Below are 16,157 nucleotides of genomic sequence, written 5' to 3' on the forward strand. Positions count from 1 at the left end.
TTTTATCGCAAAGTTACATTTTGTTAATTGTGCGCGTTCCCAGGAATTTATGGAAGGCATCTTGGTAGCCATCGGGCACGTGAATAATCTCGTTTCCGATGTAAATACAGTCGTTGCGGTCAACCTTTCTTATTTTGTCAACCGCTATGATATATGATCGGTGTACACGCAGAAATTTTTCGGGGGGTAGCATCTCCTCAACGGCTTTCATCGTGAGGTGGGTGATGAGAGGCTTGCTCTCGCCGTCGAGATAGAACATCACATAATCCTTCATACCATTCACATAGATGATATCGTTGATGGTGATATTACGCAACTCACCATCTACGCGCACGAAGAGGGCGGATGGTTGATGCGTGATGGCTGATGACTGAGGCATGGGCGATTCGCTTTTGGCAAACCACTCCTTGGCCTTCTCTACGGCCACCATGAACTTGTTATAGCGGATGGGCTTGAGCAGGAAATCGAGAGCGCTCACTTCGTAACTCTCAAAGGCATACTCCTTGAAGGCAGTGGTGAACACCACGCGGGTTTCGGCTGGAATCATGTGGGCCAGCTCCATGCCGTTCAGGTCGGGCATCTGTATGTCGAGGAACAGCAGGTTGGGCTTCTGCTCCTTGACGGCGTTGATGGCCTCTACCGAGTCGGTGAAACTACCCAGCAGTTCCAAGTCGGGGGTCTTCGCTACAAACGATTCCATCAGCTTTACGGCCAGTGGCTCATCGTCGACGATAATACAGGTTAATGGCATATCTAATGTTCAATTTTCAATGTTATCTTCACGTGATAGATGTCGCCTTCGAGTGATTGCTCCCAGGTATAATGGCCTTTGTACATCAGGTCGAGGCGGCGACGGGTGTTTTCCAATCCGATACCCGAACCGCTACGGTCGGCATCATCCTTGGGGAAGTTGGTGTTGTCGCAGTTGAATATCAGTTCGTCAGTGTTCTGCAGCAGTCGGATGTCGATCTTCGACGGACGGTTACTGCTCACACCGTGTTTGAATGCATTCTCTACGAGTGATATGAATAGCAAAGGAGCTATCTCCATGTTCTGTTTGATATCGAACGAAGTTGTTACCTCGGTCTTCTCGTTACAGCGCAGTTTCATTAGTTCGATATAGTTACGCATAAACTCCACCTCGCCCTCGATAGGTACCATTTTTTTGTTCGTCTCGTACATGGCGTAGCGCAGCAGGTCGCTCAGCTGTGCGATGGCGTCCTGGGCAGCATCGGCATCAATCTGGCAGAGACTGGAGATGTTGTTGAGTGTATTAAATAAGAAATGTGGGTTTATCTGATTCTTCAACCATGCCAGTTCGGCCTCGGTGTTCTTAGCTTTCTCTTCCTTGAGCTGCTGCTTGATCTGTCGGATACGCATAAAGTGACGGATGCCGATGGCAATAGCGCCCACAAAGCAGTTGAGCAGTATGAACATCAACATGCCAGCAAAGATACCTATCCACATGTTTGGTGTCATCGTTATCTCATGCGGAATGCGGTCACGATGGAACCATAGCATGAAGAACTGACTGTTCATCAGTAGGATAGTGAGCAGGTTGCACAGTGCGAACCACCAGAACCTGCGGCGGAAGAACAGATAGGGCCCGAACAGGTAGAAGTTGATGAAATAGATTACGAAGGGCGAGTGTAGAATGCCCCAAACCACAAAGAACGATGTCTTTGTGGCGTGTAGATCTTGCGTGCTAAGGAATGTGGCCAGTGGCATTGCCAGTATGATGATGGCCCATACGCCAAGCTGTGTCAGTAGTAACCAGATGTCTTTTTTCTCTATCTTCTTCATAACGCTTGCAAATATATGAAATAATTTAGAATAAAGCGCCCTTTTTTGTAAAAAGAACGCTTTATTCCATCTTTTTCTTACATATCGCTGCCGATGCTGTTCAACATCTCACCCTGCGACTGCTGCTCGATGAAGTCGTTCTGTACGCGGCTCTGGTGCTGCTTCTGCGACATTCTTGAGTTACCGAAGGTGTAGCTAACGGTGAAGGTTACGCCGTAGATGGGCACCTTGATGCTGGTGTTGCTGGTGAAGTCCTTACCGCGGCTTGAGGTATTGATATTGATGTTTCCGCCCTTGTTCAGGCCCATCATACCCGATACACTCAGGTTCAGCTTATCCTTGAGCAGCGACTTTGACAGGCTGGCTGTTACCAGATTGAATCCGCCACTGTAGCCCTGCAGTGTGTAGCTCTTGGTAGAGGTGATGGCAAAGGCACTCAGCTTCAGGTTCCAAGGCAGTGTCTGCTGTATGCCGGCCATGATGTTGGCTGTCCATCCGCTGTTCTTGGACGAGCCAAGCGGCGAAGCCGAGCGTTTCTGGTCGAGGGCTGTACTGCGCAGGTCGGTATAGTTCAAACCGCCGTTGAAGAAGATTCGGGTATCCTTAGTAAGCAGGTAGTTAACGTAACCGCTCAAACCGGTCTGATGACTCTTTACTACGTTGCCGTAGGTGGTGTTCAGCAGGTTGTCGTTATCGTAGAAGCTGTACTGCGAGATGGCGTTATCCACAAAGTTATGATGCAGGTTCAGGTTCACCATCAGCTTAGATGTAAAGGCATTGTAAACCAACGATACGTTATGAGCCTTCTCTACATCCAGGTCGGGGTTACCGTAGCTCAGTGCAATGGGGTTGGTCTTATCAACGTATGGGTTCAGGTAAGAGATACCAGGGCGAGAGATGCGCATGTTGTAGGTAAGACCGAGGTTAGAACCCTGCGAGATGGTGTACTGCATGCTGGCTGTTGGAACCAGGCTACCGTAACTGGTACTGAAGTCCTGACCGTTACCCAAGTGGTACTCTACATCCTGCCAAGTGTACTCGTAGCGCAGACCTGCCTTGAGACCGAACTTACCAAAGTTGCCTACATACTCGCCATAACCGGCCAAGATAGAGTTCTTGTACTCGTAGTCGGAGCTTGAATTGGGATCGTAGGTGCCCTTCAGATAGTACTTGGCATCCGATGTGGCATCGTGCAGCTGCAGTTTGCTACCCACACTCAGTGTCTGACCCTGTGCCAGCGGCATGGTGTAGTCGAGCTGGAAGATGTGGTTGGTGGTCTTGTCCTTATTCTCCGAGTAGCGGTTGGTCAGGTCGATGATGCTCGATGTAGTACCAAAGTTGTTGGTCATCTCGGTGGTGGCGGGGCTGTAGTTCAGCTGGTAGGTGAGTGCCAGACTCTGGGTGTGCTCCTTGTTGAAGAAGCGCTGGTAGTCGATGCTTCCGCTGAACGAGGTGCGTGAGTTCTTCATCTCGGTGGTGCTGCCGTAGCTGAATCCATCGCCGTAAGCACTACCGCCCATGATGGTGTTAGAGGTACCTGTACTCTTCATGTTCATAGAGTTTACCTGTGCGGTCAGGTTCAGTACACTCATCGAGTCGAGCTGGTAGCCTAAGGTCAGACTTCCCATGGTGAATGGTGTCTTTACGTTGTTGCTCGACGTCATCAGTTGTGTGGTACCATTATCCTGTATCTGCTCCATTTCGGTGGTGGTGTTACCAGGCTTGTTATAGCTGGTCATCACGTTAGCGCTATAGCTCAGCTTACCCTGCTGCCCGTTCAGGAACAGGCTTCCGCCCAACTGCTTGTTACCTGCCGATGCACGTACTGTTCCGTTATAGCCGTTCATGCTCTGTGCGGCCTGTGGGTTCTGTTTGTTCATCACAATGTTCAGTACACCAGCGGCACCCTCGGCATCGTATTTGGCACCAGGATTGGTCATCACCTCGATGCTTTTAACGGCTGAGGCTGGCATGCTTTTGAATACCATCGATGGATTGCTCGAGAACATCACGTTTGGCATGCCATCTACATATACCTTAAACGATGAGCTACCGTTTACGGTAATGTTATCTTGTCCGTCGACTGTTACCATAGGTACCTTGCGCAGCATGTCGAGTACAGTGTTCGATTTGGAATCCTCGTCCTCGGCTACGTTGTAGCTCATCTTGTCGACCTCCATTTTTACCAATGGTTTCTGGGCAACGATTTCAACGCCCTTCAGCATGGTCTCGTTCTCTTTCATGAAAATGGTGCCCAGATCGAGTGGCGTTTCTTTTCCCAGTTCGATGCTCTGGCGCAACTCTTCCTTACCAACGCTGCTGAATACGATGTCGAACTTACCCTTACCTTTTACCTCCTGCAGGAAATGTCCGTTCTCGTCGGTGATAAACATGGCGATGGGCTTATCGCTCTTGCCTGCTTTAAACACACGTACGGTGGCAAATGGTTCGCCCTCGTTCAGGGTCTTGTCCATCAGCACGCCACTAACGGTAGTTTTCTGTGCCATTACTACTGCTGAGAGTGTCAGCATCATTGTTACCAGGAAAAATCTAATCTGTTTCATACCTTTTTATTTTAATTTTTATTTTTTTTCTGCTGCAAAGGTATAAAGAAAGGGGGCAAACGTGAAATTACTTTCGACGTTTACCCCCATGTGTTTCGACGTTTGCCGTCGGCTTAAATCTTTTCGAGTGCCTGCTTGATGTCGTCCAGGATATCCTCAACATCCTCGATACCTACCGACAAGCGGATCAGGTCGGGTGCTACACCAGCTTCGCGCAGCTGCTCATCGCTGAGCTGACGGTGGGTGTGACTGGCGGGATGCAGCACACAGGTGCGGGCATCGGCCACGTGGGTCACGATGTTGATCATCTCCAGCGAGTCCATCCACTTAATGGCTGTCTCGCGGGTGCCCTTCAGTCCGAAGGCGATTACGCCGCAGCTGCCGTTGGGCAGGTATTTCTGTCCGCGTTCGTAGTTGGCATCGGTGGGCAGTCCGCAGTAGTGTACCCAAGCCACTTTGTCGTTGGCGTTCAGGAACTCGGCCACCTTCTGTGCATTCTTGCAGTGCTGGGCCATGCGCAGATGCAATGTCTGCAAGCCCATGTTCAGCAGGAACGAGTTCTGTGGGGCAGGGATGGAGCCCAGGTCGCGCATCAGCTGGGCTATCAGCTTGGTGGTGTAGCCCATTTTACCGAATGCCTTAACGTAGGTAAGTCCGTGGTAGCTCTCATCGGGTGTACACAGTCCGGGGAACTTCTCAGCATGAGCCAACCAGTCGAAGTTGCCGCTATCTACGACACAACCGCCGACCTGTGTGGCCAATCCGTCCATATACTTGGTGGTACTGTGGGTTACGATGTCGGCCCCCCACTCAAAGGGGCGGCAGTTTACTGGTGTGGCAAAGGTGTTGTCCACAATCAGGGGTACACCGTTCTTATGAGCAATCTTGGCGAATTTCTCGATATCCAATACGGCGCAGCCAGGGTTCGAGATGGTCTCGCCAAACAGCGCCTTGGTGTTGGGACGGAAAGCAGCCTGAATCTCCTCTTCGCTGGCATCAGGACTAACAAAGGTACACTCAATACCGAGTTTTTTCAGCGTTACACCAAACAGGTTAAAGGTGCCACCGTATATCTCGTTCGATGTAACGATGTGGTCGCCAGCCTCGCAGATGTTGAATACAGCGTAGAAGTTAGCAGCCTGACCTGATGAGGTGAGCACAGCGCCTACACCGCCTTCGAGTGTGCATATCTTAGCAGCCACCGCATCGTTAGTGGGATTCTGCAGGCGGGTATAGAAATAACCCTCCTTTTCCAGGTCGAACAACTTCGCCATCTCGTCAGAGTCATCGTACTTAAACGTGGTACTCTGGATGATGGGTAACTCAATTGGTTCTCCGTTCTTGGCCTTATAGCCAGCCTGTACACATAGTGTACCTTGTCTTAGTTTCTTTACCATCTTGATCCTCTTGTTTTACAATTTGCCGGCAAAAGTACAAAAAAGATATCAATATGCCAAATTTTGTGCGTTTTTCTTGCATAAATTGAAAGAATTGTTTATCTTTGCAGCAACAGAACATTTCTATCTATCTATTAATTTTATGGCAAAAACAATTGTACCCCCACCATTTCTAATACCGGGAGATAAGGTCGCATTGGTGTCGCCTGCCTACAGGGTCGACGAGGCTGTTCTTGTCGAGGCCGCAGCTGTTATCGAGAGCTGGGGCTTGCAACCCGTTATCGGGCCTAATACCAGCTGCTTGAATGCAGATGTGTATGCTGGCACAGCCGATGAACGTGCAGCCGATATCATGTGGGCACTGCAGGATGATAGCGTCAAGGCCATTATCTGTAGTCGAGGTGGTTATGGTTCTATCCATCTGCTTAACCGTATCAGCAGGGATAGTTATCGAAAGCACCCTAAGTGGCTGGTAGGTCATGGCGATATTACCACACTGCTTTATGCTGAGGCTGGGGCAGGGGTGATGAGCATGCACGGACCGATGGCATTCCAGTTGGCAGGTAATCTGGAGCCCTGCTCAACGCTGATGCGCAATATGCTGTTTGGTATGGTGCCGCTTTTTAAAGTGCCAGGTAATCCCCATAACCAGTGCGGTCATGGCGAGGGTGTGCTGATAGGTGGAAATCTATCGAGCTATTCGGCCATCGCAGGTTCAAAGTTCAACCTGTCCGATGATCAGGATATTATTTTGTTTCTTGAGGAGATGGAAGAGTCGTTACACGATATCGACCGTTTGTTCTATATGTTGCGTTTGCAGTTAGATTTTTCGCGTGTAAAAGGTATTATCTTCGGAACCTTCAGTTCTATCAGGTTCGATATTCAGTATGATAGCGTAGAGCAGATGCTTATTGCGCATCTTAACGATCTTGATATTCCTATTGCCTGCGGACTGCCCTTTGGTGCTAACAGTTGTATGCCGCTGTATGTAGGAGCTACTTGTACGCTTGATGTAACACCCGATGGAACCACACTTGCCTTTGATGTTGAGGGCGACGTACAGACTGTTGAAGTGGCACCTGCCGCTCAACAACTCATGAAATCACAAAAAGATTAAATTTTTACCACAGGTAGTCTTCAACCTCCCCGTCGTACTTGATGGGGCCTTGCCAGTTGTTGGCACGCATAACCTGTTCTATCACTTTTTGCTGGTCGGGTGTAATCAGGCGTTCGCCTTTACGCATCTGGAAATACTGCTTGCGCCCGAACTTGGCAATCAGCTGTCGGCGTATTTTAAATTCCATGTGCCAAGGCATGTCGTAATACATGTTGGTAAAGCCTTTCTTCTTGATTACACGTATATCCTCGCGATACAACGGACAACTGTCGCTTCCCATCAGCGGGTTATGCGGGTTAACAGACAGGTATGTTTCTCTACTGGTATCGGCATAACGGCCTACCATCCATCTCAAACAGTGCCTGTGCATCGGGCAGCTGTCGATAAAACAAATAGTATAGTGGTCAACTTTATCTTTCATGTGGCAAAGATACGAATTAATATCGAAAATCCAAGCATTATTTGTCATTTTTTTGTATCTTTGCGGCATGATTATGAAAAAGATAACTATAAGCCTAATGGGTTTGCTGTTGTGCGCTATGGCGGCAACGGCGCAAGAGAGTAGTAAACTGGTGGTTAACACCAAGAGTGGTAAGGTGAGCGGCATTGTGCAGGAGGGTACGATGGCGTGGCTGGGTATTCCCTATGCCAAGGTGGAACGACTGATGCCGCCATTGCCTGTGGATAAGTGGAAGGGCATACGTAAGTGCGACCACTGGGGACCGCAGGTGATGCAGCAGACGTGGGGGCAGGAGCTCTCAGAGGATGAGATGTCGGAGAAGAACTCGTGCGTGCTCAACGTGTGGAGCACTGACCTGAACGCCCGCAAGCCTGTGATGCTGTGGCTGCATGGCGGCGGTTTCGATTCGGGTACGTCGGCTTGGAATCCTGGTATGCAGTTGGCAAAGAAGGATGTGGTAGTGGTAAGTATCAACCATCGCCTGAATATCCTGGGTTTCCTTGACCTCTCGGCTGTATCCAAGAAATATGAATTCTCGGGTAATGTAGGCATGCTGGATGTGGTGCAGGCCTTGGAGTGGATTCGTGATAACATCGCTAACTTTGGTGGCGACCCTAAGAACGTAACCGTGTTCGGTGAATCGGGTGGTGGCGGTAAGGTAGGCACGTTGATGTGTATGCCTCAGGCCAAAGGTTTATTCCATAAAGCCATTATTATGAGCGGTACCATCCTGAATGTGAACAACCACGAGATGACACAGACACTGGGCAAGGCTGTGCTGAAGGAACTTGGTATCAGTGAGGCCGAAGTGGAAAAGATAAAAGATGTGCCTTATCAGCAGCTGTACGATGCAGGTCAGCGTGCGATGGCTGCCAGTATCGGTACCCGCAAGCCTGGCACACCTATGATGTGGGGTTTCGGTCCAACACCCGATGGGAAGGTGCTGTTGCAGCAGCCTTTCCAACCCACATTCGCTCAGATATCAGATGACATCCCCGTGATGATTGGCACCACCTTTAACGAGTTGCAGCGTCTGTGTTACGATCAGCCTATGACTGAGAATGAGGCTCGTGAGCAGCTGAAGGCCACCTTTGGCGATGATACCGATGCTTATATCGCTGCCTTTGCCAAAGCCCATCCCGACTATGTACCACAGGATCTGCTTTGTATCGACTGGCTGTTCCGTCCCAAAACGCTGATTACTGCCGACGCCATGACCAAGAGTCGTAAGGCACCAACCTATATGTATATGTTTACCTGGCGCTCGCCTGTTAACAAGGGCTCAGTACATGGTCACGAGTTGAAGTTCTGTTTCAACACCTTGCACCAGTCGCCTAATGAGTTGCCACAGCCATCGGCTCAGGATCTGCAGTTGGCTGATAAGATGAGTAGTGCTTGGGCACAGTTTGCACATACCGGTAATCCAAATATCAAGGGCTTACCAGGCTGGCATCCTTACTCGGCATTGAATGGTGAGCTGATGGTGTTCGATCATCGTTGCTATATCCGCAACAATCCCGACCGCCAGTTGCAGCAAATCATCAACCGCCACTGCTTTAAGCAGTTAGACGCGTTTAAACAGTCGCACTAAGTTATTGCTTAGTATATTCGGATGGTGCCACGCCAACTACTTTCTTGAATACCTTCGAGAAGTAGTTGGGGTCGGCAAAGCCGCAGCTGTAGGCTGTTTCCGAAACATTATGTCCGTCGGTAATCATCTGGCAGGCTTTTTGTATACGTTTGTGGCGGATGTAGTCGCCTGCCGAGGTGTTCATCAGATTCTTCATCTTGGTATGCAACAAACTGCGACTCATACCTAATTCGGTAGTGATATCGGTCACCGAGAAGTTGGCGTTGCCGATGTTACTATCCACCAGTTCCATCAGTCGCTGGATAAAGTCGCGGTCAAGCTGCGTCAGACTGTCGTTCTGTTTCAGTGACTCTTCGCCATCATTGAAAATGGATTGCTGACGGTTCTGTATCAGTTTGAGCAGGTTACTGATCTGTAGCGACAGCGATTCTGGATCGAAGGGCTTCAGCACATAGGCATCGGCACCATTGCGATAACCGTCCTTCACATCCTCGGGGTCGCCCTTGGCTGTGAGCAGAATCACGGGAATATGACTGGTGCTCATGTTGCCCTTTATCATGTTACATAGTTCGGCACCTGTCATCACAGGCATCATCACATCCGATACCACCAGGTCGATATCCGTTCTACTGATAGCGATATCCCATGCCTGTTGTCCGTCGGGTGCCGTTATCACGTTGTAATCGGCTGCAAACAGCTGCTCCAGGAATTTCAGCATATCCTCATTATCCTCAACTACCAGCAAGGTCTGCTTATGAGCTGCTTGGGCCGATGGGGTAGTGGTGGTAGGAATGGCACTACCCGCGATGGTAACGGGTGTGGCATCGAGCTTACTGAGATAGCTGTTTACCGTTGCCTGTTCGCTATCGCCAGCAATCTTGTTCTTATCCGAGAATGCGTTGCCCGAAATGTTCAGCAGTACCGTAAACGTGCTGCCCTTGCCCAGCTCGCTCTCTACCGACACCGAGCCTTTGTGTATCTCAACCAGTCGGCGGATGAGCGCCAAACCGATGCCCCAGCCACTGCTGTTAGTGCTGTAGCCGCGCTTGGTTTGGTAGAAACGCTCAAAAATATTCTTCTGTTCATCTTTGATAATGCCGATACCGGTATCGGTTACCTGCATCTTCAGGAACAGGTCGGGCGAATCCGCCGTCTGTGTAATCTCGGCATGGATAGTGATGGCGCCACCGTTACCTGTGAACTTGATGGCATTCGACATGAGGTTGTTCAGTATGTGCTCGATATATGATGGCGAGAACCAACCGTCTTCGCCGTTATCGATACAATTTACGGTGAGGTGTAAGCCCTTGGCCTGAACGGCCTCGTTAAAGTTATCGGCCACCACACCTACAAACTCCACAGGGTTGCCCTGCTGCACGTAGAATGGGAAATTGTCTGACTCGATCTTGTTGAAGGTTACCAGCTCGTTAATCAGGTGTTCCATCTTCGAGCAGTTACGAATGGCTAGGTTCAGCGATTCGCCCACCTCCTTATCCACCTCGCTGGCGCTGATACTCTTCAGTGGTGCGATAATGAGCGAGAGTGGCGTTTTGAGTTCGTGCGACACCATCGTGAAGAAGTTCGACTTCATGCGGTCGATCTCCTCAACCTTGGCTTTCTCCATGTTGGCATAGCGCACCTTGGCCTGCTCTTTCATACGGATATTGTAGAGCGTGAGTCCGCCCCATACCAGGGCAGCAAAGCATATGAAATATATAATGTACGCGATGGTAGAGAGATAGAACGGTGCCTTGATAACGATGGTAAGCGTGCGTTCAGGACATTTATCCCAATCGCTATCGCAGGTGTTTGCCCTTACGTGTAGTTGGTAAGTGCCCGGACTAAGCAGATAACCATAAAACCGGCGTTCGGCACCCACATTACGCCATTCCTTGTCGATACCATCTACTTTTATCTGATACTGTATGCCCTGTACATTCTCGGGCATGACTACGCCGTATTCGATGTGGAACGAGTGCGACTCTTCGTAGGTGAGTGTGATGCTGTTGGTATAGTCGATCTGCGACCGTACCTGATCGTTTACAAACAGTTTCTTGAAATGCACATACATGTTTTTGGCTTCGGTGTGCATCTGTTTGGGCTGGAAGGCTATCAGTCCGTCGAAGGTACCCATCAGCACGCGTCCGTCGGTGGCCAGATAGGTTGATGTAAAGTTGAACTGGTTGACGGGCAGTTCGGCTCCTGCCGAGAAACAGCGGGTATGACCGTCGCTCAGGCGGTGGCTGTACAAGCCTTGGTCGGTACCAATCCACAAGTTACCCGTTTTATCCTCCACAATGCTGCATACCGTACATTGGCGGGGTATCCATGTGCCTGCCTGTACAATCTTGCCGCTCTTGTTGTCTAACCAGAATAGTCCGTTATTGTTAGTGCCTATCCATAGGCGACCTTTCGAGTCCTCGAATGATGATATGATGTAATTATCGGTCAGTCCGCTGCCGTTATCCCTGCTGTAACTTGTTACCTTGCCGTTGCTGATGCAATACAAGCCACAAGCCACTGTGCTGGCCCATAATTGGTTATGTCGATCTACGAACAGGGAGTAGATGAACGTGCGGTCCAGCAGATCGTCGCCTATTGTACAGAAGGTGTCCGATTGCTCGTCGTAATAGCGCAATCCTTCCATGGTGGCAATCCACAAGCGTCCGTTCTTATCGCGGGTCAGGTAAAAGATACCTTCCGATGTAAGTCCATTGGTACGGTAATACTGGGTGGTTTTGCGGGTTTGCAGGTTGTAGCGGTACAAACCTTTGAATCGCGTACCAATCCAGATGTCGGCAGTCTTGGTATCGTAGTAGATGCTATGCGTGTTCGAGTCAAGTCCTGGAATCTCGGTAAAAGGTGTGAACAGGCCTGTGAAAGAGTTGTAGATGTTTACGCCCTGGTCTTCGCTGGCAATCCAGAAGATGCCTGGTGATGTCTCGGTTATCATGCGTGGTATGCGGGCCTTTAAATCGCCTTTGGCGGCACTGGGCTCAAAATGGTGAAACTGCGGTTTCTGACTCGACAGATAATCTACGCCCCCAAAGTATGAACCTATCCAGATGTTGTTCTGGCGGTCGGCCAGGATGGTGTACACCGCATTGTCCGATAGGCCGTCGCTACCATAGTGTTTCTGTGTAAGTATGCTGCTGCCATCGGGATTCAATGTCAGGATGCCATTCTCGGTACCAAACCAGATACGGTGCTGCTTGTCCTCGATGATCACGCGGATGATGCCGCCTGTTAGTTGGTTGGCGGTATAACGTTGCTGGGCATGACTCTTCAGATTGTAGCAAATGGCACTGCCATCGTTGCAGCCCACCCAGAGGCGCTGTTTGGAATCAACCAACAAGGGGAGGATGGCGTTATGACTTACGGGCTGTCCATCGTTAAGACTGATGTTTAGCGGTAGTATCTTGGTGAGGTTGGCGCTCATCGAGAATATCATCTGACTGGCCGACACATAGATGTTGCCAGCCCGATCCTTAGCTAGCGAGGCGATGGTGCCGGCATTGAGCGATGGGATGACTACAAACGAGTCGGTCTTAGTATCGTAAGCATACAACTGTCCTGAGCCGGTGAGTATCCTGCCATCGTTGGTTTCTACGAAACTGGTGCAGTAGCCCCGTACGTTGAAATAGTTCCGAAAGTCGTCGGTTTCGGGGCGGTACATACTCACACCATTCTCAGTACTGATCCATAGGCGGTGCTTGCTATCCACAAACAATCCATGAACGAAGTTATGCACTAATGAGTGTGTTTGTCCCTCAACATGGTAGTAGGTATCTACATTATATCCATCATATCTGGCCAGTCCGTTACGCGTACCTATCCATATATAGCCGTTGTTATCCTGCACCATGCTCTCAACCTGCTGGTTAGGTAAACCGCAGGAGGTGTTCAGATGCTGGAACTTAAAGTCGGCAGCATTTACCATGATACTGGCAAATATCCAAGTAAGGAGTAACGTTATATATCGCATAGCTTCGTTTTTATCTGTGTGCAAATTTAGCGATTAATTCTGATATTACCCCTATTTTTGTGCAGTAATTCTGTACTTTTGACGATATTACCCGTTTTCAGAACAATATTACCCGTGCCTAATAATCCTTTTTATTACTTTTGCCGCCGAAATCTTTATTACCAACCCAAATGTAACTAAATGTATAAGAAAACCAATTTAAGATTAGCGATGACTCTGATGGCAATGCTTACTGTTTTACCATCATGTAGTTCGAACGACACGGGTAGCGCAGTAGCACCAGTGCCCGAGAAACCATCTGTACCCCAACAGGAAGTGCTGACCGAAGCCGACCCCACTATTTTTGTGGATACCGATGGTACCTATTATTTATATGGTACAGGTAGTAATTCGGATACGGGTTTCTATGTATATCGTTCTGCCGATATGAAAAACTGGCAGGGACCGGTTGGTAAGGCCAATGGGTTCTGCTTAACAGGTGCTACCTCGTATGGTACTACAGGTTTCTGGGCACCACAGGTAGTGAAGCGTGGCGATACCTATTATATGTTCTATACAGCCAACGAGCAGATTGCCGTAGCAACAGCCACCTCGCCTATGGGGCCTTTTACCCAGCAGGAGAAGAAGTGCATTGCTACCCCAGGAAAAGCTATCGATCCTTTTGTGCTGTTTGATACCGATGGCAAGTTTTATCTGTATCATGTACGATTGCAGGAAGGCAACCGTATCTTTGTGGCTGAGATGACCGACGATCTGATGGGTATTAAGGAAGAAACTGCCAAGGAGTGTATTCATGCTTCTGAGCGGTGGGAGAATACGGCGCAAGCCAGCTGGGGTGTGACCGAAGGACCTACCGTACTGCATCTTGGCGATATCTATTATATGTTCTACTCGGCTAACGATTTCCGTAATATCGACTATGCCGTTGGTGTGGCTACGGCCTCATCGCCTTACGGTCCATGGGCCAAATCGCCAGAGCCGGTCATCAATCGTGCAAATATAGGCTATTATGGCACCGGTCATGGCGATATGTTCAAGGATGCTCAGGGCCAGTGGAATTACGTGTTTCATACCCACAACAGCTTTACCGAGGTGAGTCCCCGAAAAACAGCCGTTGTAGGATTAACACAGAACAGCCAAGGTTTTGGAGTTACCAATGGCACGTTCCATTACTTATATAAAGAGTAACCCACGCAAGCAACCAACAAAAACTTTTATTATATGTTCAACAAAACTTTTTTATTAACAGTTTTTGCTGCTTTGACAATGAATGCTTCTGCTATCAACATCCAAACGCAGATCAGTATCAAGCAGCCAGGCAACGAGGCAAAAGTTATCCAACTGCAGGCTGATGGTAATCAGTTAAAGTCGGCCGATGGCAAGACATTGCCTTTGCACATCAGTGCACAGTTAGCAAATGATGGCAACGATCAGGTTTATACCGTTACCATCAAGGCCGATGCCACAACGTATTATAACTTCGGCGCGCAGCTTGCCACAGGCATCAAGTCGGCCGATAGTGAGTTCTATCTGCCAGGTTTCTGGTATCATCGCAACCTGCGTTCGCCTAAGGAGGCACCCGCTTTTCACACATCCAAGAGCTGGAACTTCCGTGAGGACCGTCTGTCGTCGCCCATGACCAGTGTTTATGATGAGGCTAACGGTAAGTCGGTGGCTGTAATCCGTCAGCTTGACACTCCGCAGGAATGTATGACTACCCACCAGGCAGGTGAGATTATCTTGAGTGGCGAAACATCTCTGGGTTATCTGGGCCTTGATTGTGAGCAGCAGGAGGCTAAGCTCACTTTTGGCTATCCTTACATTGAGACGCCTAAGCGCTACATCCGTAAGTTAACCTTGGCAGCCCCAGTGTTTGCTTTCGCCAAGATTGAGAAGGGTGAGACCAAGACTATCCAGTGGCGTATCAGTCAGACTGAGGCCAAGGACTTTGGCGAGCACGTTACACTGATGTGGCAGCGTTGCTTCGATAACCTGAAACCACAGGCATTGAAGCCACTCTTTACCCCTGAGGAGATGAAGAAGGGACTGACCAACTACTTCCGCCAGTCGTATGTAAGTAACTATCCCTTGAAGTACAACTCGGGTCACACCCTGCTTACCAGCGATTGCAAGCCTTTCCCCGAGGCACAGGTAGGTTTCTGTGGTCGTGTGCTGCTGAATGCTTTCAATGCTATCGAGTATGGAGAACAGCATGGTGAGCAGGATCTTGTAACCATGGGTAATGAGATTTTGGAGAGCTATCTGCAGCATGGTTTTACCAGTGCCGGCTACTTCTATGATAACGTGAACTTTACCCGCGGCTTCCCAAGCGATGATAAGGTTGTACACTCTATCCGTCAGCAGTCAGAGGGTGTTTATGCTATTCTGTTGTATCTGAAGTACGAGAAGGCACATGGTCGTCGCCATCCTCAGTGGGAGGCACGTATAAAAGGTATTCTGGATGGATTCCTTAAACTGCAGAAGGCTGATGGCAGCTTTGCCCGTAAGTATCACGACAATGGTACCGATGTGGATGGTACAGGTGGTAGCACACCTTCATCTACCTCAGCTTTGGTGATGGGTTATCGTTACTTCGGTAAGAAGCAGTATCTGGAGGCTGCCCGCCGCACTGTTGACTATCTGGAGCAGAATATCATCTCAAAGAGCGATTACTTCTCATCAACCCTCGATGCAAACTGCGAGGATAAAGAGGCTGCTATTGCTGCTGTTACTGCTACCTATTACCTGGCCGCTGTAACCAAGGGCAAGGAGCGTCAGCGTTATATCGACCTGTGCGAAAAGGCTGCTTACTTTGCTTTGTCATGGTATTACATGTGGGATGTACCCTTTGCACAGGGACAGATGTTAGGCGACTTAGGTCTGAAGACCCGTGGCTGGAGTAACGTATCGGTAGAGAATAACCATATCGATGTGTTTGTATTCGAGTTGCCACACATTGTGAATTGGCTCGGACAGCAGAAGGGAAACCTGCGTTTCCTGCAGATGCACGATGTGATCTTTAACTCGCTCTCACAGCTGATGCCTACACCCGAGCGCCTTTGTGGTATTGCCGTACCTGGTTTCTATCCAGAGGTGGTACAGCACACTACTTGGGATTACGGTATGAATGGCAAGGGATTCTATAACAACCTCTTTGCGCCAGGCTGGACTATCGCCTCGCTCTGGGAGATGTATTCACCAACACGAACTGACGATTTTCTTAAGAAATAAACAAAAACA

At 49.3% G+C, this 16,157-nt stretch carries 10 protein-coding genes; 4 read left to right on the forward strand and 6 right to left on the reverse strand.

Annotated elements, in window-relative coordinates; all coding sequences use genetic code 11:
* Positions 1-13 precede the first annotated feature (13 nt).
* The 4 genes from T500_RS0103355 to T500_RS0103370 all read right to left on the reverse strand — a co-directional run bounded on the left by T500_RS0103355 (position 14) and on the right by T500_RS0103370 (position 5,764).
* A complete protein-coding gene (locus tag T500_RS0103355; RefSeq protein ID WP_028906927.1) occupies positions 14-751 on the reverse strand; it encodes a LytR/AlgR family response regulator transcription factor in 738 nt (245 codons plus the stop codon).
* Between the two features lie 2 nt (positions 752-753).
* The gene (locus T500_RS0103360) at positions 754-1,803 is read right to left on the reverse strand and encodes a sensor histidine kinase (protein WP_028906928.1); all 1,050 of its coding nucleotides are present in this window, start codon (positions 1,801-1,803) and stop codon (positions 754-756) included.
* A gap of 77 nt (positions 1,804-1,880) precedes the next feature.
* Positions 1,881-4,367, reverse strand: coding sequence for a TonB-dependent receptor domain-containing protein (locus T500_RS0103365; RefSeq protein WP_028906929.1), 2,487 nt, complete (start codon positions 4,365-4,367; stop codon positions 1,881-1,883).
* A 113-nt stretch (positions 4,368-4,480) separates the two neighbouring features.
* A complete protein-coding gene (locus T500_RS0103370; protein WP_028906930.1) occupies positions 4,481-5,764 on the reverse strand; it encodes an O-acetylhomoserine aminocarboxypropyltransferase/cysteine synthase family protein in 1,284 nt (427 codons plus the stop codon).
* Positions 5,765-5,906: 142 nt separating this feature from the next.
* Between T500_RS0103370 and T500_RS15050 the strand changes: the two genes are divergently transcribed.
* Positions 5,907-6,881, forward strand: a complete 975-nt coding sequence (locus T500_RS15050; RefSeq protein WP_051611851.1) for an LD-carboxypeptidase — start codon at positions 5,907-5,909, stop codon at positions 6,879-6,881.
* Between the two features lie 4 nt (positions 6,882-6,885).
* On the opposite strand, the gene T500_RS0103380 is transcribed toward T500_RS15050, so the two are convergent.
* On the reverse strand, positions 6,886-7,302 hold the full coding sequence (locus tag T500_RS0103380; RefSeq protein WP_155267413.1) for a DUF6078 family protein: 417 nt from the start codon (positions 7,300-7,302) through the stop codon (positions 6,886-6,888).
* A gap of 73 nt (positions 7,303-7,375) precedes the next feature.
* Between T500_RS0103380 and T500_RS15055 the strand changes: the two genes are divergently transcribed.
* The gene (locus T500_RS15055; protein ID WP_196243460.1) at positions 7,376-8,932 is read left to right on the forward strand and encodes a carboxylesterase/lipase family protein; all 1,557 of its coding nucleotides are present in this window, start codon (positions 7,376-7,378) and stop codon (positions 8,930-8,932) included.
* Position 8,933: 1 nt separating this feature from the next.
* On the opposite strand, the gene T500_RS0103390 is transcribed toward T500_RS15055, so the two are convergent.
* Positions 8,934-12,917, reverse strand: a complete 3,984-nt coding sequence (locus T500_RS0103390) for a two-component regulator propeller domain-containing protein (protein WP_036908346.1) — start codon at positions 12,915-12,917, stop codon at positions 8,934-8,936.
* A 210-nt stretch (positions 12,918-13,127) separates the two neighbouring features.
* Between T500_RS0103390 and T500_RS0103395 the strand changes: the two genes are divergently transcribed.
* Complete coding sequence (locus tag T500_RS0103395) at positions 13,128-14,105, forward strand: glycoside hydrolase family 43 protein (RefSeq protein ID WP_230580829.1); 978 nt, start codon at positions 13,128-13,130, stop codon at positions 14,103-14,105.
* 33 nt (positions 14,106-14,138) lie between these two features.
* Positions 14,139-16,148, forward strand: coding sequence for a hypothetical protein (locus T500_RS0103400; RefSeq protein ID WP_028906934.1), 2,010 nt, complete (start codon positions 14,139-14,141; stop codon positions 16,146-16,148).
* Positions 16,149-16,157: the final 9 nt, after the last annotated feature.

The organism is Xylanibacter ruminicola Ga6B6 (assembly GCF_000687715.1).
Lineage (GTDB): Bacteria > Bacteroidota > Bacteroidia > Bacteroidales > Bacteroidaceae > Prevotella > Prevotella ruminicola_B.